Origin of the sequence: Thiomicrospira sp., assembly GCF_036568485.1 — a bacterium.
Taxonomy (GTDB): domain Bacteria; phylum Pseudomonadota; class Gammaproteobacteria; order Thiomicrospirales; family Thiomicrospiraceae; genus Thiomicrospira.
Genome location: NZ_DATCSL010000056.1, coordinates 1 through 16754 on the forward strand (window position 1 = coordinate 1; position 16754 = coordinate 16754).

17 protein-coding genes are annotated in these 16754 nt (G+C 44.0%); 12 read left to right on the top strand and 5 right to left on the bottom strand.

What is annotated here, in order from left to right; genetic code table 11:
- Positions 1-113: NAD(P)-binding protein (locus VIM91_RS05820; protein WP_331863891.1), on the bottom strand; the 113-nt coding region annotated here is incomplete at its 3' end.
- A 284-nt stretch (positions 114-397) separates the two neighbouring features.
- On the opposite strand from VIM91_RS05820, the gene VIM91_RS05825 reads away from it, so the two are divergent.
- The 3 genes from VIM91_RS05825 to arsJ all read left to right on the top strand — a co-directional run bounded on the left by VIM91_RS05825 (position 398) and on the right by arsJ (position 3171).
- A complete protein-coding gene (locus tag VIM91_RS05825) occupies positions 398-673 on the top strand; it encodes a YgaP-like transmembrane domain (protein WP_331863875.1) in 276 nt (91 codons plus the stop codon).
- 109 nt (positions 674-782) lie between these two features.
- Positions 783-1799: an ArsJ-associated glyceraldehyde-3-phosphate dehydrogenase gene (locus VIM91_RS05830; protein WP_331863876.1), complete on the top strand. Its 1017-nt coding sequence runs from the start codon at positions 783-785 to the stop codon at positions 1797-1799.
- A 190-nt stretch (positions 1800-1989) separates the two neighbouring features.
- On the top strand, positions 1990-3171 hold the full coding sequence (arsJ, locus tag VIM91_RS05835; protein ID WP_331863877.1) for an organoarsenical effux MFS transporter ArsJ: 1182 nt from the start codon (positions 1990-1992) through the stop codon (positions 3169-3171).
- A gap of 22 nt (positions 3172-3193) precedes the next feature.
- On the opposite strand, the gene VIM91_RS05840 is transcribed toward arsJ, so the two are convergent.
- The 3 genes from VIM91_RS05840 to VIM91_RS05850 form a co-directional block, all read right to left on the bottom strand.
- Positions 3194-4408: an EAL and HDOD domain-containing protein gene (locus tag VIM91_RS05840; RefSeq protein ID WP_331863878.1), complete on the bottom strand. Its 1215-nt coding sequence runs from the start codon at positions 4406-4408 to the stop codon at positions 3194-3196.
- 111 nt (positions 4409-4519) lie between these two features.
- Positions 4520-5728 (bottom strand): EAL and HDOD domain-containing protein, encoded by a 1209-nt coding sequence (locus VIM91_RS05845; protein WP_331863879.1) that lies wholly within the window; start codon positions 5726-5728, stop codon positions 4520-4522.
- A gap of 142 nt (positions 5729-5870) precedes the next feature.
- Positions 5871-6281 carry an amphi-Trp domain-containing protein gene (locus VIM91_RS05850; RefSeq protein ID WP_331863880.1) on the bottom strand — a complete coding sequence of 137 codons (411 nt, stop codon included), beginning with the start codon at positions 6279-6281 and terminating at the stop codon, positions 5871-5873.
- A gap of 169 nt (positions 6282-6450) precedes the next feature.
- Between VIM91_RS05850 and lgt the strand changes: the two genes are divergently transcribed.
- Genes lgt through VIM91_RS05865 form a run of 3 tightly spaced genes read left to right on the top strand, consistent with a single transcriptional unit; the run spans position 6451 to position 8614 of the window.
- Entirely contained in the window at positions 6451-7266 is an 816-nt protein-coding gene (gene lgt / locus VIM91_RS05855; protein ID WP_331863881.1) for a prolipoprotein diacylglyceryl transferase, read from the top strand.
- Positions 7263-8096 (top strand): thymidylate synthase, encoded by an 834-nt coding sequence (locus tag VIM91_RS05860; protein ID WP_331863882.1) that lies wholly within the window; start codon positions 7263-7265, stop codon positions 8094-8096. Before lgt ends, VIM91_RS05860 begins: the two co-directional genes overlap by 4 nt.
- The gene (locus VIM91_RS05865; RefSeq protein WP_331863883.1) at positions 8093-8614 is read left to right on the top strand and encodes a dihydrofolate reductase; all 522 of its coding nucleotides are present in this window, start codon (positions 8093-8095) and stop codon (positions 8612-8614) included. The genes VIM91_RS05860 and VIM91_RS05865 overlap by 4 nt, the downstream gene beginning before the upstream one ends.
- A 108-nt stretch (positions 8615-8722) precedes the next feature.
- Here the strand turns inward: VIM91_RS05865 and VIM91_RS05870 are convergent, their stop codons facing one another.
- Positions 8723-9052: an H-NS histone family protein gene (locus tag VIM91_RS05870; protein WP_331863884.1), complete on the bottom strand. Its 330-nt coding sequence runs from the start codon at positions 9050-9052 to the stop codon at positions 8723-8725.
- 345 nt (positions 9053-9397) lie between these two features.
- Here VIM91_RS05870 and VIM91_RS05875 point away from each other — a divergent pair, with 345 nt between their 5' ends.
- The 6 genes from VIM91_RS05875 to VIM91_RS05900 all read left to right on the top strand — a co-directional run bounded on the left by VIM91_RS05875 (position 9398) and on the right by VIM91_RS05900 (position 16739).
- Complete coding sequence (locus tag VIM91_RS05875; RefSeq protein WP_331863885.1) at positions 9398-11512, top strand: methyl-accepting chemotaxis protein; 2115 nt, start codon at positions 9398-9400, stop codon at positions 11510-11512.
- Between the two features lie 51 nt (positions 11513-11563).
- Positions 11564-12730, top strand: a complete 1167-nt coding sequence (locus tag VIM91_RS05880; RefSeq protein ID WP_331863886.1) for an ATP-binding protein — start codon at positions 11564-11566, stop codon at positions 12728-12730.
- Between the two features lie 70 nt (positions 12731-12800).
- Positions 12801-13493: an ABC transporter ATP-binding protein gene (locus tag VIM91_RS05885; RefSeq protein WP_331863887.1), complete on the top strand. Its 693-nt coding sequence runs from the start codon at positions 12801-12803 to the stop codon at positions 13491-13493.
- The gene (locus VIM91_RS05890; protein ID WP_331863888.1) at positions 13490-14740 is read left to right on the top strand and encodes an ABC transporter permease; all 1251 of its coding nucleotides are present in this window, start codon (positions 13490-13492) and stop codon (positions 14738-14740) included. The genes VIM91_RS05885 and VIM91_RS05890 overlap by 4 nt, the downstream gene beginning before the upstream one ends.
- An 8-nt stretch (positions 14741-14748) precedes the next feature.
- Positions 14749-15507 (top strand): outer membrane lipoprotein-sorting protein, encoded by a 759-nt coding sequence (locus VIM91_RS05895; RefSeq protein WP_331863889.1) that lies wholly within the window; start codon positions 14749-14751, stop codon positions 15505-15507.
- Positions 15504-16739 (top strand): hypothetical protein, encoded by a 1236-nt coding sequence (locus VIM91_RS05900; RefSeq protein ID WP_331863890.1) that lies wholly within the window; start codon positions 15504-15506, stop codon positions 16737-16739. Before VIM91_RS05895 ends, VIM91_RS05900 begins: the two co-directional genes overlap by 4 nt.
- Positions 16740-16754 lie beyond the last annotated feature (15 nt).

Below are 16754 nucleotides of genomic sequence, written 5' to 3' on the forward strand. Positions count from 1 at the left end.
TTTTCGAGTACAGCGATGGATTTGATACCGCTGTATTTTGCTAAAGTATAGGTCAAAGCGCAGCCAGAAATACCACCGCCGACAATGACAACATCAAAAACCCGTTTTTTCATGATGGACAAAACTCTTGGGACGAATCGAACCAGCCATTATAAAGGAAAGCTTTGCTTTTGGATAACTAATTTGTATTGGGGTATAAATTAGTTGAAAAGTAAGCTTTGTGCATAATCATCGAATTTTCAACAGGCTAGGTAAATTTTTAAGAGCCAAACTCTTCGTGATAGAAAAATATAATCGATATAATCTGATTTTTCAGATATAGTATCTTGCACTGCACTGCACTGCACTGCACTAAATGTATAAAACTAACTTTTATTTAAGTTGTGAAGGGAAATCGATGAAAGGAAATAAAGTCGTACGTTTAATGGCGATTATGGTGTTATTGCCAATGATTATTGCACACTGGTTAGGGCAAGTAGATATGATGACGCCAAGTTGGTTGTGGATCACGGTTTTTGCTGGTTTGATGGCTTTGCAAGCGACTTACACAGGATTTTGTCCTGGAAGCCTAGTAGCCAAGCTTTCAAAAGATGGGCAATGTTGTGAAGGCGGCCGTTGTGCTACGTCCGAGCCCACTAAACATAAGTCGAAAAATTCATGTTGTGGCAACTGAATCAAACTTTAAATATTCAGTTTTTAGAGAAAAGTCTGTGGTTTGCACAAATGGGCGTGTAAATTAAGTTGGTCTATTGATTTGATACTTCAGATACAAGGGTTAAGAAATGACAATTCGAGTCGCAATTAATGGTTATGGAAGAATGGGGCGTTTGGCTTTGCGAGAAGCTTGGGGTTGGCCGGGTATTGAGATTGTTCATATCAACGAAATCGCTACCGACGCTTATGGTTCGGCGCACTTAACTAAGTTTGATTCGGCTCATGGTCGCTGGTCACGAGAAGCTGTAGCCGAAGGTAACGAGATTGTGGTTGAAGGCAAGCGCATTAGTTACAGCTCGAATAAACACATCGCCGATACCGATTGGAAAAGCCTGAACTTGGATGTGGTGATTGAGGCGACCGGTAAGTTTCGCACCAAGGACACCTTGCAAGCCTATTTAGATCAAGGTGTAAAACAAGTTGTGGTCGCCGCGCCGATGAAAGAAGGCATTAAAAACATCGTAATGGGCATTAACGATCATATTTTTGAAGCGGGTAAAGATCCGATTATTACTGCCGCGTCTTGCACGACGAACTGTATTGCGCCAGTGATTAAAGTCATGCACGAACAAATCGGCATTAAACACGGCATGATTACCACCATGCACGACCGCACCAATACTCAAAAAGTGGTGGATCACGGCCATAAAGATTTGCGTCGTGCGCGCGCCAGTTTTGAATCCTTGATTCCGACCACCACCGGTTCGGCGACGGCAATTGCTTCTATTTTTCCTGAGCTGACCGGTAAGCTCAACGGTATTGCCGTGCGTGTACCGTTTATGAATGCGTCCTTGACTGATTTAGTGTTGGAAATGGAACGCGAAACTTCGGTTGAAGAGGTGAATCAAAAACTTAAAGAAGCGGCGACGGGCTATTTGCAAGGGATTTTAGGTTTTGAAGAACGCCCATTGGTATCGGTGGATTACGAAGGTGAAACCTGCTCGTCGGTGATTGATGCGCCTTCGACCATGGTGGTCAACGGCACGCAGGTCAAGCTTTTAGCTTGGTACGATAACGAAATCGGTTATGTCTTGCGCATGATGGAGCTGGCGGTCAAAGCGGCGCAAATGAATCGCGCTGTTTAACTTCTTGTAAATTTTTAACCACGAAGGACACGAAGCGCACGAAGGTTTTAGAGTTAAATAGTTTTAAACTCATAACTTAACTAACCATGTTTGTTATAAGCCAATTCAGGTTTGATAACTTAAAATTAAAAATTAACTTCGCGCTCTTCGTGTCCTTCGTGGTTCAAAAACAAACCAAAAGGCTTTAACCATGTCTCCTACTCAGCAATATGCAATAGTCACTGGCAACTACTGGGCGTTTACCGTTACCGACGGCGCGTTGCGTATGTTGGTGGTGTTGTATTTTTGGCAGTTGGGTTATAGCCCGCTCGAAATTGCCTTATTGTTTTTGTTTTATGAATTCTTTGGTATTGTCACCAATCTGGTCGGCGGCTGGCTGGGCGCGCGTTGGGGTTTGAATATCACGATGAATATCGGCCTGGGTTTGCAAATCCTGGCGCTGATGATGCTCACGGTGCCGGCGGAATGGTTGAATGTGATGTATGTCATGCTGGCGCAAGCCTTGTCAGGTATCGCCAAAGACCTCAATAAAATGAGCGCTAAAAGTTCGATTAAAAACCTGGCGTCGGATTCGTCGGGACAGTTATATCGCTGGGTGACGTTACTGACCGGCTCGAAAAACGCGCTCAAAGGCGTGGGCTTTTTTGTTGGCGCGGTGTTATTAGCGGCGTTTGGTTTTGCCGAAGCGATGATGATTATGAGTGCCGGACTCGTGTTAGCGTTTTTGGTGTCGTTGCTGTTTTTGGACGGCTCATTGGGCAAGGCGAAAAACAAACCCAAGTTCAATGAAATGTTATCGAAAAACCCGAGTTTGAATTGGTTGTCGGCGGCGCGTTTCTTTTTATTCGGCGCGCGTGATGTTTGGTTTGTGGTCGCGCTGCCAGTGTTTTTGGTCGGCGTGCTTGAGTGGGAACATACCTCGGTCGGCGCCTTTATGGCGTTATGGGTGATTGGTTACGGCATTATCCAGGCGCTTACCCCCAAGCTTACAGGCATGAAATCCGGAAACAGTCCAACCGACAAAACTGCGCGCTGGCTTGCGCTGGTATTAGCCGCGGTACCCTTTGTGATGGCGCTCAGTTTGGATCTCGAACCGCAAACGGTGTTAATAGCAGGCCTGGTGGTGTTTGGCGTGTTGTTTGCGCTTAACTCGGCGGTGCACTCTTACCTGGTCGTGTCGATCGCCAATGCCGACGGCACTTCCAAAGACGTGGGCTTCTACTATATGGCCAATGCTGGCGGGCGTCTGCTCGGCACGGTCTTGTCGGGTTATGTCTATCAAGTTGCGGGCATGGAAGCTTGTCTTTACTTCTCCGCCGCGTTTATTCTCATCGCCGGTCTGCTCGTCACTAAAATGCAATACCAACAGTAAAACGTCTAACGACCAGGCCTGGTTATGCTGGTTTAAAAGCTTGTTGGGCGTATTGCATGGCGAGTAGGTAGCATTGAATCAGCTCAGTAAACGATGCATCTTTTGGGGCGTCAAAATCTAAGCGTCCCAATTCCAGTGATTTCACGGCTTTTAATGTTTGGCACATGGCGCTATTGGTTTGCCCCATCAGTGCTTCAAGCAGGTGATCGTCATCGAGACCTAGTTGTTCCAAAATCTCTTCCAGTGGCCGATCCATTAAGGCATCGAGAGTTGAGAAGAGTCCAACCGTAAAATATTGATCTCTTTGTGGGTCTTGGATTAACTCACTGACCAGTTCACAAAATTTAGCGCGCGTTAACGCCAGCGTAAATAATTCACTGGGTTTGTCGTTCATGCTGGTTAAGGCGACTAGCCCAATCCAGTTGCGTAACTTCTCTAGACCACAGCGCATGACGGCATTTTGGATGGAGGTGATCGGGTATTTGGATGGGGCATTTTGGTTAATAAATACCAGCAGTTTTTGACTGAGTGAGACATCGTGCGTAATGATTTTACTCAAGTCGCTTAAGTTAATGTTGGGTTGGTAGATTTTGCTCAGCAGTTGTAAAACCGAGAGTTTGTTAGCTGGCAGGCGTTGACCGTGAATAATTTGTGGTTTGGCAAAAAAGTAGCCTTGAAAATAGTCAAAGCCTAACGCATCACACTCTTTAACCTGCTCGTAAGTTTCGACTTTTTCAGCCAATAATTTTAAGCCGCGGGCCTTTAGTTTGTTCAAATGCGGTTCGATGAGGTTTAAGTCGTGTTTTTGTATATCGATTTTAATGATGTCGGCGTAGTTTTCGAGCACTTGGTTTTCAGCATTAAATTGATGGTCATCTAATGCAATCGTGAATCCTTTGTGACGTAGTTGTTTGAGCGTTGTGATTAGGGCGGGTGTGACTAGGTGTTCTTCTTGGAGTTCAATCACCACTTGGCGCGGGTTAAAAAACGGTTGACCTTCTTGAATCAAAAGCCTATCCGAGAAATTAATAAAAACTTTGTGGTCGCCAGCGATGTTTTTAAGACCTAAATCACCCAGCCCGGTCAAAATAACTTGCGCTGATGCTTGGTCTGGGTCTTCGATATCGGCCAGATTATCCTTAGCGTTTAAGCGAAAAAGCAGTGCGTAAGCGTAAAGATTAATATCGCTGTCAAAAATAGGTTGGCGACCAATAAAAAAGTCAATCATCGGATTCATGTTAATGGGCTCAAATGCAATTTAATTTCAATATGATAGGACAAAAACGTTGCTAAGACTAATAAGAAAGCTTTGGGCTTTGAAAAGTTGAGATAAGGAGGTTTGATTAGATTAGGTTTGGTACACGCTTTGTGAAAATTGCATGGCTTGTAAATAATATTTGGATAAATCGGCAACACTGGTTTTGTCTGGCAAGGAAAATTTCGTTTGCCCATGCTCCATGGCCTTAATGGCGGATAGGGTTTTACTTAAGTTACTAGTTTTAACATCAGTCAAAGCCGCCACGATAATGGGGTCGAGCTTTAGACGGCTTAATAATTCGGTTAGTTCGACATCCATGACCGCATCTAACATCGAAAACAAACCCACTGTGAAGTAGAGATTTTTCGAGTGATCGCCAATACATTCACCCACTAATTCGCAAAACTTTGCTCGAGTGAGTGACATGCGAAATAGTTCGATGGGCTTATCGTCCACGCCAGCTAAGGCTAACATGCTTGCCCAACTTTGTAGGCGATCTAAACCAAAGCGCATTACGCCATCGTGTACCGAGTTAATTGGGTGTTTACTGCTTATGTTTTCAGCTAGAAATTTCAAAAGTTTTTGGCTCAGAGACACATCTTTAGCAATGATGGCGCTGAGTTTGGTCATGTCGGTATTCGGGTCGTATACGCTTGAGAGTAATTCTAATACGGTAAGTTTGTTGGTGGGTAAGCGTTGGCCTTTTATAATGACGGGTTTGGCGAAAAAGTAACCCTGAAAAAAGTCAAAACCAATCTTACGGCAAAACTCAAATTGTTCGCGGGTTTCTACCTTCTCAGCCAGCAGATAGACGCCTTTGTCTTTTAAACGCTGAGCATGCTTAGCCAGTAACTCTGGACCCACATCTAAAATATCGACTTTTATAATATCGGCGTAGCTTTCGAGTGCTTCTAAGCTCGGGTTAAATACATAATCATCAAGTGCAATGGTAAACCCTTTTGAACGAAGTTCAGTTAAGGAACGCAGTAAGGCGGGGCTGACTTTGACGTCTTCTAACACTTCGATCACAACTTGGCGAGAAGGGAAAAAAGGCAGGTTCTCGCGCAATAATAAGCCTTCAGTAAAGTTGATGAATACTTTGTGGTCGCTGGCGATATCTTTGAGGCTCATATCACCAAAGGCGTTGAGCATGACTTGTGCTGTAGCCGTGTCTCCCGCCAACATCGGCGCTTGGTTACTGTGTTCACAATTGCGAAACAATAATTCATAAGCATGCATTTCAAGCTGGGTGTTGAAGATGGGTTGGCGGCCTATGTAGATATCAATGAGCTCAGACATGCGGGTTTCCAAATTAGTGATGGATAATATTCTAAACCAATTCTAGTCTCTTAATTTAATTAAGTTTTTAGTCGGATGCAAAATTTACTCAGTAAGAAGTCTCAATTCTGGGCTTGGAATCATGGAAACACGGCCTGGTTGGTTATTTCGTTTTTTTAGATGCTTTTTTAGTGAGCGCTTTTTCTGGTTTGCTTTTCAATGCTTTTTTTGTCTTTTTATCCGACTTCTGTTTTTTGGTTTTTTTGGGTTTGTCGGACTTTTTGAGTGGTTTAGCCGACTTAGTGCTCACTTCTGACTTGGGTGGTTGGTTGGTTTGTGGATCACTTTCGCCAGACCAAGCCAAGGTAATGCGAATTTCCTGATGACTTTTGGCTTGTTTCGCTTTGATTTTTAAGCGTGATAAGCCGTTGGTATTTAAAGTGACATCCTCGTCTTCATTGGCGAGGTGAATCTGACCTTTTTCAATGCCCTGGGCGATCAGGTTTAAATAAGCCAGTACGGAGACTTTATCCTGTAGTGATTCATGCTTGAAACTGCTGGTGTTTTTAGCCATTTTTCGAACTCCATAATGAGTGAGGGGTGGCATAAGCGGTTAATTAGGCAAGGCTTCAAATTATTATTATGACATTGATCGGTCTAAATAAAAGTGACGCCGCTCTTTTTATTATAAGCGCTAAAACGTTGTAGAATAGTGGCATTAACCTAATTAATAAAGGCTTCATATGTGGACTTATCCGGAGATTGATCCCGTTGCGCTGGCTTTAGGACCGATTGCCATTCATTGGTATGGATTAATGTATGTCATCGGCTTTGCTAGTGCCTGGGTACTAGGCTTGTTGAGAGCGCGCCATTCGTCTGTTTGGGATAAAGATAAAGTGGGCGATTTGTTGTTTTACTGTGCCTTGGGCGTGGTATTGGGCGGGCGAATCGGCTATGTGTTGTTTTATGACTTCGCTGGTTTTATAGCGAATCCATTGACCCTGTTGATGGTTTGGCAGGGCGGCATGTCTTTCCACGGTGGTTTGCTGGGGGTCACTTTGGCGATGTGGCTGTTTGCGCGCAAAATTGGAATCAGTCTGTTGAGTGTGGCGGATTTTGTTGCGCCTTTGGTCACGATTGGCTTATTTGCTGGCAGAATCGGTAATTTTATTAATGGCGAGCTTTGGGGCAAGGTGACCGAATCGCCACTGGGTATGTGGGTGTATGATCCGATTTTGAACGAAAGTGTTCAAAGATACCCTACCCAATTGCTGCAAGCCTTTTTGGAAGGTTTGGTTTTGTTTGTTTTATTATGGTGGTATTCGTCTAAACCTCGACCGGCTGGAAGTGTGGCCGGTCTGTTTTTAATTTTATATGGCGTGTTCCGCGTGGTGTCTGAGTTCTTTAGAATGCCGGATGCACACATAGGTTATCTGTTCGGCGGATGGTTAACTATGGGAATGCTATTGTCGATCCCGATGATTCTTTTGGGCGGATTATTAATGGTTTGGGGTGTTAAACGATCAGCAACAGGCCTGGTGAAAGGAAAAAACGCATGAAACAATATTTAGACTTGTTGCAACATATTATGGACAACGGTGTGCAAAAAGGGGATCGCACCGGTACAGGCACTTTGTCGGTATTTGGTTATCAAATGCGTTTTGATTTGCAAAAAGGTTTTCCGTTAGTCACCACCAAAAAGCTCCACATTCGTTCGATTGTGCATGAATTGTTATGGTTTTTAAGTGGTGATACCAATATTCAATACTTAAAAGACAATCAAGTCCGAATTTGGGATGAATGGGCGACCGAATCAGGTGATTTAGGGCCTTTATACGGCAAGCAGTGGGTGGCGTGGCAAAGCCCAAATGGGGAAGTGATTAATCAAATAGAACAGGTGATTGACACTTTAAAAACTAATCCCAACAGCCGACGTATGATCGTCACCGCTTGGAACCCCGCGGATTTGCCGGATGAATCTGTTAGCCCGCAGCAAAACGTTGAAAACGGCAAAATGGCGTTGGCGACTTGTCATGCCTTTTTTCAGTTTTATGTCGCCAATAATAAGTTGTCTTGCCAGCTCTACCAGCGCAGCGCGGATACGTTTCTGGGGGTTCCATTTAATATCGCCAGTTACGCCTTATTGGTCCACATGATTGCACAACAAACTGGCTATGACGTGGGAGAGTTTGTTTGGACGGGGGGGGATGTGCATTTATATAACAATACGTTGGAGCAGGCGAAGCTGCAATTAACGCGTGATCCTTTACCGCTACCAGGCCTGGTGATTAAACGTAAACCCGATTCGATTTTTGATTATCAGTTTGAAGATTTTGAAATTGTGAATTATCAATCTCACCCGCATATTAAGGCTCAGGTATCGGTATGACTTTGCCGTCTAATTCATCCCAAACCTTATCCATGATTGTCGCAATGGCGCAAAATCGGATGATCGGTAAAGATAATAAAATGCCATGGCATTTACCTGACGATTTAAAGTATTTTAAATCGAAAACCTTGAATAAACCGGTGGTTATGGGGCGCAAAACCTTTGAATCGATTGGTTCAAAACCTTTGCCTAATCGGCCTAATTTAATTATTAGCCGAAATCCAAACTTTAAGCCTGATGGCGCACAAGTGTTTAACTCGGTTGAAGCCGCGTTGGCGTGCTTAAAAGATTATCCAGAGGTCATGATTATAGGCGGCGCGCAAATTTATGCCCAATGGATTGATCGTGTTGATCAACTTTATATAACCGAAGTAAAAGCCAGCCCAGAAGGCGATGCGTTTTTTCCACCCATCGATCACCAGGCCTGGTATGAGGATTCGCGTGAGCCACATCTGGCGGATGATCGCCATGCCTTTGCGTTTGATTTTGTGGTCTATAAACGGCGTGAAAATAAATGAAGGGTTAATTGATAGCGGATGGAGCATGACCCATTTCAAAAGCCGCGAAACTTAAAAAATTTAAGATCGCGGTAATTTAAGTTAAATCTTTATATTTAAAATTGAGATTTAAATCGCTAAATCTTCCAGTTTTTTTCCTTTCTTTAACGCGTCCTGGACCCATAAAGGTTTACGACCCCGGCCAGTCCACGTTTGGCTGGCATCATTTGGGTTGCGGTATTTTGGCGCTACTTTTTGACCTTTTGTCTTACGCGGCTTGTTGGCATCTTGGCCCATAATCTCTTCAAGGGTTAAGCCAAGTTTGGCCGCCTTTACTTTAAATTCTTCAACCAGGTTTTTAGTTTGCTCTTTTTGTTTTTCGCTAATAAGGGTATCGATCCCTTTTTTTAACTCTACTAACTCTTCTACCGCCATCTCTTTTAGCTTATCTAAATTCATTGCGACCCCCTTGGTCTAGAAATTAAAAATAGAATAAATTTAATAACAAAACAAATAATAACTTAATTAAGTTAATTGGTGCAAATTAGTCAGCTATTGGTTTTTCAGTTTTAAATTAAATGCTGATTTTGTATCTATAATCAAACAGCTAAGGGGGTTTAAAAATGAAACGCAACTTCGGTAAGTTGTGAAGCATGTGCTGATTAATCGGCATTGTCTGATATAAGCCAAGTTTGTGCTGGCGAAAAGATAATTTTATTACGTTTGTTCGACTTTTTGATTAGACTGTGCGCCACATATTGTTTGCTTCCTGGCCGAAAGGCAGGGCTATCTACGGAGAATTAGATGAAAATCAAAACACGCTTGTTGTTAAGTATTATTGCGGTATTAGTGCTGTTAACGGTAGGTAATTTGTTCACACAATTCATCATGCACCAATCACAACAAGCCGTTGATAAAATCATTAACGTCAACAGCGCCAAGCTTAATGCGGTTAATAAGCTGAAAAACTTTGCCGATGAACGGGCAATCATGCAACGCAATATGGTGATTATTGAAGATCCAGAAGCGCTTGATAAGCAAATGAAACTATTGACGGACTCTTCGCAAAATATCGCCGGGCTATTTGATACCTTAGATGAAATGCAGTTAGATAAAGCCGAAGCCAGTATGCTGGGACGTTTACGTGCGAATGCGGCGAGTGCTTTTAACTCATTTGGTGGCTTTACGGTCGCTTTGGATATCGGTTTTACCGATGAAGCAAAAGATATTCTATTAAATGATTTTGATCCCAAGTATCAAGAATTTGCGCAAATTGTGGATGTGTTTTTACGCTATGAAATGCAGCAAAACCTCAACGCCGTCAATGCAATGCACAAAGATCAAGAGTTCAATCAAATTCTAATTTGGTCAGGTTTGGTTTTGAGTGGTTTATTATTAGTGATTGGCGGCATGTGGGTGGCATCAACCATTACTAAACCCTTAGAGCACATGGCTAATACCATGCAGAAAGTGGTGAGCTCAGGAGATTTAACTCAGCGAGCTAATTTAAAGTGTAAAGGCGAGGTCGGTATGATTGGCCAAGGCATGGACCAACTAATGGCGAATATTGAAAGTGCGATTGCCGAAGTCAATCAGGTGATGCAGACCCTTGCTAAAGGCCAGTTTTCCGGGCGTGTTTCTAATCAATATCAAGGTCATTTTTTAGAACTTAAAAATGGGGTCAATCAGTCGGTTGAACAAGTTGAAGCGGTGATGGGTATGTTGCAAAAAACCGCCCACAATTTCCGTTCGGGTGAGTTAAATGTGTATCGTGATCAACAAGTTGAACTGCAAGGCGGTTTTGAAGATGTGTTGTATGATTTAGAGCGTTCGGCTGTTCATATTAAAGATTCGGTAGAAGATATCGGTCAGACACTAAATGCGTTAGAACAGGGCGATTTTTCGAAACGTGTTGAAGCCGAAGCTCGGGGTGACTTTGTGCCATTGAAAAACTCGATTAATAAGAGTTTGGATTCGCTGGAGCAATTTGTCGAAAGCCTAGGTCAGGTGCAAACCCAGATTAGTCAAGGTGACTTAAGTGCGCGCATTAGCCAAAATTATGAAGGTAAAATGCAATGGTTACGTGATAGCTTAAATCAATCTACCCAAAATATGGCAGAAATGATTGGTCAGGTTGGTCAGGTAACACATGGTGTTAGCTCTGGCGCGCGTTCAATGGCGAACGGCAGCCAAGATTTGTCGGACCGTATTCAACAGCTGGCTTTATCGTTAGAAAAAACCGCGTCTTCAATGGAGGAAATGACGGTTAGTGTTAAACGTAATGCCGATAATGCTGAACAAGCGAATAAAATGTCGACTGAGGCTCAGCATAAGCTCTCGCATGGCGTGACGATTATGAATCAGGCGATGGGCTCGATGGAAGATATGCTGGCGGCCAGTCGTAAAATTGAGGATATTATTACCTTAATTGATGGCATTGCATTCCAAACCAATTTATTGGCTTTAAATGCGGCGGTAGAAGCCGCTAGAGCAGGGGATCATGGACGTGGTTTTGCCGTCGTCGCCGGAGAAGTACGTGGTTTGGCTGGTAAATCTGCAGAGGCAGCAGGCCAGATTAAAGGCTTGATTGAAGATACGGTGCGCATTAGTGAAGCCAGTGGCGACTTGGTGCGCCAAACCAGTGAAGCTTTAGCTGAAATTAACCAAAGCATGGCAACGATGAGTTCTATGGTGTCCGAAATTGCCAGCGCCAGCCAAGAACAGTCGGAAGGCATTCATACCGTTAGTAATGCGGTGAGTGAAATGGATGGCGTCACGCAACAAAATGCGGCGATTGTCGAAGAGTTAGCCGCTGGCAGTCAGGATTTACAAGAACAGGCCGATGACTTACGTCAGCAAGTATCGCGTTTTAGATTGGAACCTAGCGCCCAAGCGGCGATTAGTAAAAAACAAAGTTAATCCTTACCACCAAGGCACTTCCCTGGTTCGGTAAGAAAGGGAGTGTCATTTATGAAATTTCGGTCTTTAGGCCACCAATTTAATCGTGGTTTCGGTTACTCGATCACGTTCATATTTTTGGTGTTTTGGTTGTTGGGTTTGGCTGCCGTTTATTTTGGTAGCCAATATTGGGTGGGTCAGCAATTGGCAAACGATGCGCGCGCATTATTAGCTCAGACCGACTGGCCCAAAAACCAGCCGATTCAAATCGATACTCGTTCGTTGCGTGTCAATTATTCTTCGCCCGATTCTGGGCACTATTTTGTTTTATATGCTCAAGGCCAGCAGCATATTGCTTCGGCTTCATTGCAAGGATATGTCTTACCTTTGCCCGAGCGCACTCGCGCCGATGTCGATTTGTTTGTGACACAAGGCCCCGACCAAAACCCAGTATTCGTAAGTTTTGGAAGCGTAGAGCTGGATGGACGTTGGCTCGATCTAGCGATAGCAAAAGACTATGCCTTAGAAACCGCCATGCTTAAGCAGTTTTACGTGTTTTACAGTGCCTTAATTGCGTTATTGTGGTTGATTACATTAGGTTTGAGTCGGTATTTTTTGACAAACTCATTAGCGAAATTGCCAGCTGCTCAACAGTTAGGTTTGCAGAGTTTGCAAGCCGATATTTTTGCCAAACGTTGGCCGTCAGAATGGATGCCTTTGGCCGATCAGTTGCATCAAGCGTTGGTGCAGTTACGCGCACACCGAGTGCGAGAGGGTCAGCAGCCCATATCCTATCAACTCCACTGGCCGCGTGATTTGCGCAATCATGTCGAGGCTTACCAAGCCAGTCATCCACATTTACAGATTCAATTAAATTACACACTGGGTGATGCTCGGTTTTTAATCGCCCAATCTGATATGACGGTTTTGCTGAAAAACCTGCTGGATAATGCGGTTAATTGGAGCCAATCACAGGTGATTTTAACGGTTACACATAAAGATGATCGATTGTGTTTATGTTTTGAAGACGATGGCGAAGGAATGGCGCCGGAGCGCTTAGAGCAAATTCAGCAGCGGTCGAAAAAGCGTGAAGCGGGGCAAGAGCCAGGAGGTCTACAACAGGTCGAACAAATCGTGTATGCCTATGAAGGTCATTTAAGCTTTGGCCACAGTGAAACATTGGGCGGCTTGATGGTGGTACTTTGTTTTGATCGCCCGCAACTTGAGTTTGATGCTTAAAAATAAATCGGCTAGTGGCTGATTTTAGGATCATAATTAAGCTTTGTGGCCACATTAATTAGGAGGCGTTGTGTCGCTTATTCATGCGGAAGGTTTGAAAAAAGTCTATCAAATGGGCGAAGTGTCAGTCACGGCCTTGCGTGACATTGGTTTTGATATTATGCCGCGCTCATTTGTTGCGATTGTTGGACCATCGGGTAGTGGCAAAAGCACACTTTTAAACTTAATCGGGTGTTTAGATAAGCCATCTGAAGGCCAATTAAGTGTGCTGGAAACCGATATTTCAAAACTTAACCGCAAGCAACTGGCTGAATTTCGCGGCCAACATATAGGTTTTGTGTTTCAAGATTTCAATTTGATCCCAGTTTTGACTGTGGCCGAAAACATTGAATATCCGTTGGTCATGGTACAAGACTGGTCATTATCTGACCGACAAGCTCGAGTGGCTGAGTTGTTAGAAGCGATTGGCATGTCGGAACAAGCCAATAAACGTCCAGATCAATTATCGGGTGGTCAAAAACAACGCGTCGCCATTGCCCGTGCTTTGGCCACCCGCCCGAAATTAGTTTTAGCCGATGAACCAACTGCAAATTTAGATCACGACACCGCTTATCGAGTCATTGCTTTAATGAAAAAAATGCGCGATGAGTTAGGCACCACGTTTGTGTTTTCGACTCACGATCCCAAAATTGTCGGCGAAGCCGAAGTGATTTTTGAAATTGAAGACGGACAGATCAAACTTCAGCAGGAGTTAAACTCATGAAGTTACTCAAATTAGCTTGGCTGAATTTAACGCGTTATGCACGTCGTACTTTGTTAACCGTAGGCTTAATTGTATTAGGTGTGATGGCGGTTTTAATGTTTGTGTCTGTCTCAGGTTCGTTTAAAAGCATGATGATTGGCCAAATCACTGATTCGATGCTGGGCCATTTACAGGTACATCGCAAAGGCTATGTCGCCTCGATTGATAACTCACCTTTAAACCTGAATATCAAACCCAATGGTTTGGTGGCGGTCGAGGAAGCTTTAGCGCAGATTCCGCAAGTTGAATCTTATTCTAAGCGTTTGAAGTTTGGCGCGATGCTGAGCAACTTTGAGGAAACCACGAGTATTAGATTAAATGGTGTTGATCCTCAGGCTGAGATTAAGAGTATGCCAGGCCTGGTGGATCGCTTAGTAGCTAATTCAACCGATGTGGAACCCCAGTCCTTAGTTGAGCCGGGCAAACTGTTATTACCTGAGTTGTTGGCCAAGGGCATGAAATTAAAAGTGGGCGACACCGTTGTGTTAGTCGCAACTAACGTAGATGGTTCGGTGAATGGCCAAACATTTCAGGTTCAAGGTGTTTTACAGGCCATATCTGGGCCGGGTGGGCGCGATGGTTATGTGCATATCGAAGATGCTCGACAATTATTACGAATGAATCAAAATGAAGTGAATGAAATTGCGATTCGATTAGACCAGCTTGACAGCTTGCCCTTAGTTCAAACGAAATTAACGCAAGTTTTATCCGAAATCCGAAATCCGCAAGGTCAACCAGCGCTCGAAATTCATCGCTGGGATGATTTATCGCCGTTTGCCAATATCGCCAATATGATTGATTTATTAGACTTGTTTATTCGCATTATGCTGGTGGGCATCGTGTTAATTGCAATTATGAATGTGATGATGATGGCTGTGTACGAGCGTACGCGTGAGATTGGTACCATGGCGGCCTTAGGCACGCAACCCAGGCGAATTTTAGGTTTGTTTTTAACTGAGGGTTTATTGCTTGGCTTACTCGGTTCGGTGATTGGCGTATTACTGAGTGCGAGCTTGGTTTTTGCTTTAAGCTTCTGGCCGATTGAATTTAACTTTGGTCGCCAAAGTCTGGTGTTAGTGCCTAGTTTAGATTGGTTAGAAATGGTTTGGATTAGCGGTGTTGTTACCCTGATTGCGGTGCTTGCGAGTTTGCAACCCGCTTGGAAAGCCTCGCGTTTAAATCCGATTCAAGCTTTGCGCCAAGTTTAGGAGCGGTTATGAAGTATATAAAAATACTGAGTTTAGTTTGGTTCGGCTTGCTGATCAGCCACCAGGCCTGGTCGTTAGAAACCCAACCAAACAAACAGGCGAATGATTTGTTGCAACAAGTCGATGCGCGTTTAGCGCCACCATCCTATGAGATGTATCGCAAATTGATTAATATCGAGCCGGACGGTAAACGCAAAGAGTTTGTGCTTTATAGCGTAAAAAAAGGCCAGGATAAAATGCTGGCGTTATTTTTAGATCCGGCAAGTGAGCGAGGCCGCAGTACGTTAAGGTTGGGCGATAATCAATGGTTGTATATTCCGAATGTTGGCCGTCCAATTCGCATTACCAGTTTGCAATCGGTAGTGGGGGGCGTATTTAACAACTCGGATATTATGCAGTTGGATTTTCATGTCGAATATGCGGCTAGTTTGCTTGAAGAAAACACCGAAACCTGGCTGCTGGCTTTAAAAGCTCGCCATGATTCGGTGGCTTATGATCAATTAAAAATGTGGGTAGATAAAGCAAGTTTGTCACCTTTGAAAATCGAAGCCTATGCCGCCAGCGGGTTGTTAATTAAAACCCTGCGGTATAGTCAGATTAAAGACTTTGGAAATGGCATCAAACGTCCGGCTATGTTAGAAACCGATAGCCCATTATTTAAAGGCCATAAGTCCGTCATGTTGTTTTCAGGCATCAAGCCGCGCGAATTAGCGGATGAAGTGTTTAGCCTTAGTTTTATGCCCCGAGTAGGTGAATTAAGGCAATGAAATATGTTTGGCTGTCTTTAGGCTGTTTGTGCTGTTTGCAGGCCCAAGCGGAAGAATTTAGTTTCGATTTTAGCGAGTACCAGCGCCCACCTTGGGAACTAAATGGCTATGTTCAAGCCAGTGTTCAACAATTAGACTTGAATGCCGATAGCGCCCTCAATCAGTTATCCCCTGACTCGGATTTTACTCGTTATTTAGCTGAAACTGAGCTAAGCGGTGTATATCGTTGGGACCAAGTGAGTTTGCAAGGCTTGGCGAAATGGCAAGGTCAAACCGATCGTTATCAAACTCAAGATCAAGCGGATATTTACGAGTTGTATGTGCATTATCAACCCAGTCCTAATTGGCAATGGGAGCTAGGTAAACGCAGTTTAAAGTGGGGCAAAGGATATGCTTTTAACCCAGTGGCCGTATTTGAACGAACCAAGGATGCCCTTGACCCAGAATTGGCGCGTGAAGGGTTTGTTATGGGGCGCGTCGACTGGGTGAAAGATTTTGCCGAATTGGGTAGCCTTTCATTTACTACGGCACTTTTACCTGTGTCCGACTCGCTTAATCAAGACTTCGGCGAAACCGAAGAGCTGAATGTCGCGGCTAAATTAAGTTGGGTGGTGGGGCGCAGTGATATCGATTTAATTTGGCGAAATCAAGCGAGCCAACCCGCGGCTTATGGCTTGAGTTTATCCCACAGTTTGGCGGTTAACTTTGCGATCCATGCCGAGTTTTTATGGGCAAAACGGACACGTTGGTTATTGGATGAAAATGCCCAACTCGTTACAGAAGCGGTGGAAGGGGCGAATGCGCTGGTTGGATTGCGTTATTTAACCAATCAAGAAACCACTTGGATAGCCGAGTTGTATCATCAGTCGGCGGGTTACGATGTCGATGAGATGCATGGTTTATACCATTATGCGCCTCAAGTGAATCGGGCGATTTTGCAGAGCCAACTTGAAAATACTCAATATTTGTCAGCTCAAGCCATGCAAAATTACGCCTCAATTAAAGTGACACAAAAAGAGCCGTGGAACTGGTTGTATTGGAGTCTGGGTTTAGGTGCGATTGTTAACCTGGATGATGCCAGCTCAATTGTCACCCCTGAAGTGATTTATACGGGGTTATCAAACCTTGAGTGGCGTTTACGGGCTAATATTTTTAACGGTGCAAATCAAACCGAATATGCCGAGCGTCAGTATGCTACTCGCACTGAACTGCAAATGCGTTGGTATTTTTAATAGGGTCGTGACCAC

Bases quoted from the DNA above. Each gene is read 5' to 3' on its own strand.
- VIM91_RS05825 (WP_331863875.1), top strand. From the start codon at position 398: ATGAAAGGAAATAAAGTCGTACGTTTAATGGCGATTATGGTGTTATTG.
- VIM91_RS05830 (WP_331863876.1), top strand. From the start codon at position 783: ATGACAATTCGAGTCGCAATTAATGGTTATGGAAGAATGGGGCGTTTG.
- arsJ (WP_331863877.1), top strand. From the start codon at position 1,990: ATGTCTCCTACTCAGCAATATGCAATAGTCACTGGCAACTACTGGGCG.
- VIM91_RS05840 (WP_331863878.1), bottom strand. From the start codon at position 4,408: ATGAATCCGATGATTGACTTTTTTATTGGTCGCCAACCTATTTTTGAC.
- VIM91_RS05845 (WP_331863879.1), bottom strand. From the start codon at position 5,728: ATGTCTGAGCTCATTGATATCTACATAGGCCGCCAACCCATCTTCAAC.
- VIM91_RS05850 (WP_331863880.1), bottom strand. From the start codon at position 6,281: ATGGCTAAAAACACCAGCAGTTTCAAGCATGAATCACTACAGGATAAA.
- lgt (WP_331863881.1), top strand. From the start codon at position 6,451: ATGTGGACTTATCCGGAGATTGATCCCGTTGCGCTGGCTTTAGGACCG.
- VIM91_RS05860 (WP_331863882.1), top strand. From the start codon at position 7,263: ATGAAACAATATTTAGACTTGTTGCAACATATTATGGACAACGGTGTG.
- VIM91_RS05865 (WP_331863883.1), top strand. From the start codon at position 8,093: ATGACTTTGCCGTCTAATTCATCCCAAACCTTATCCATGATTGTCGCA.
- VIM91_RS05870 (WP_331863884.1), bottom strand. From the start codon at position 9,052: ATGAATTTAGATAAGCTAAAAGAGATGGCGGTAGAAGAGTTAGTAGAG.
- VIM91_RS05875 (WP_331863885.1), top strand. From the start codon at position 9,398: ATGAAAATCAAAACACGCTTGTTGTTAAGTATTATTGCGGTATTAGTG.
- VIM91_RS05880 (WP_331863886.1), top strand. From the start codon at position 11,564: ATGAAATTTCGGTCTTTAGGCCACCAATTTAATCGTGGTTTCGGTTAC.
- VIM91_RS05890 (WP_331863888.1), top strand. From the start codon at position 13,490: ATGAAGTTACTCAAATTAGCTTGGCTGAATTTAACGCGTTATGCACGT.
- VIM91_RS05895 (WP_331863889.1), top strand. From the start codon at position 14,749: ATGAAGTATATAAAAATACTGAGTTTAGTTTGGTTCGGCTTGCTGATC.
- VIM91_RS05900 (WP_331863890.1), top strand. From the start codon at position 15,504: ATGAAATATGTTTGGCTGTCTTTAGGCTGTTTGTGCTGTTTGCAGGCC.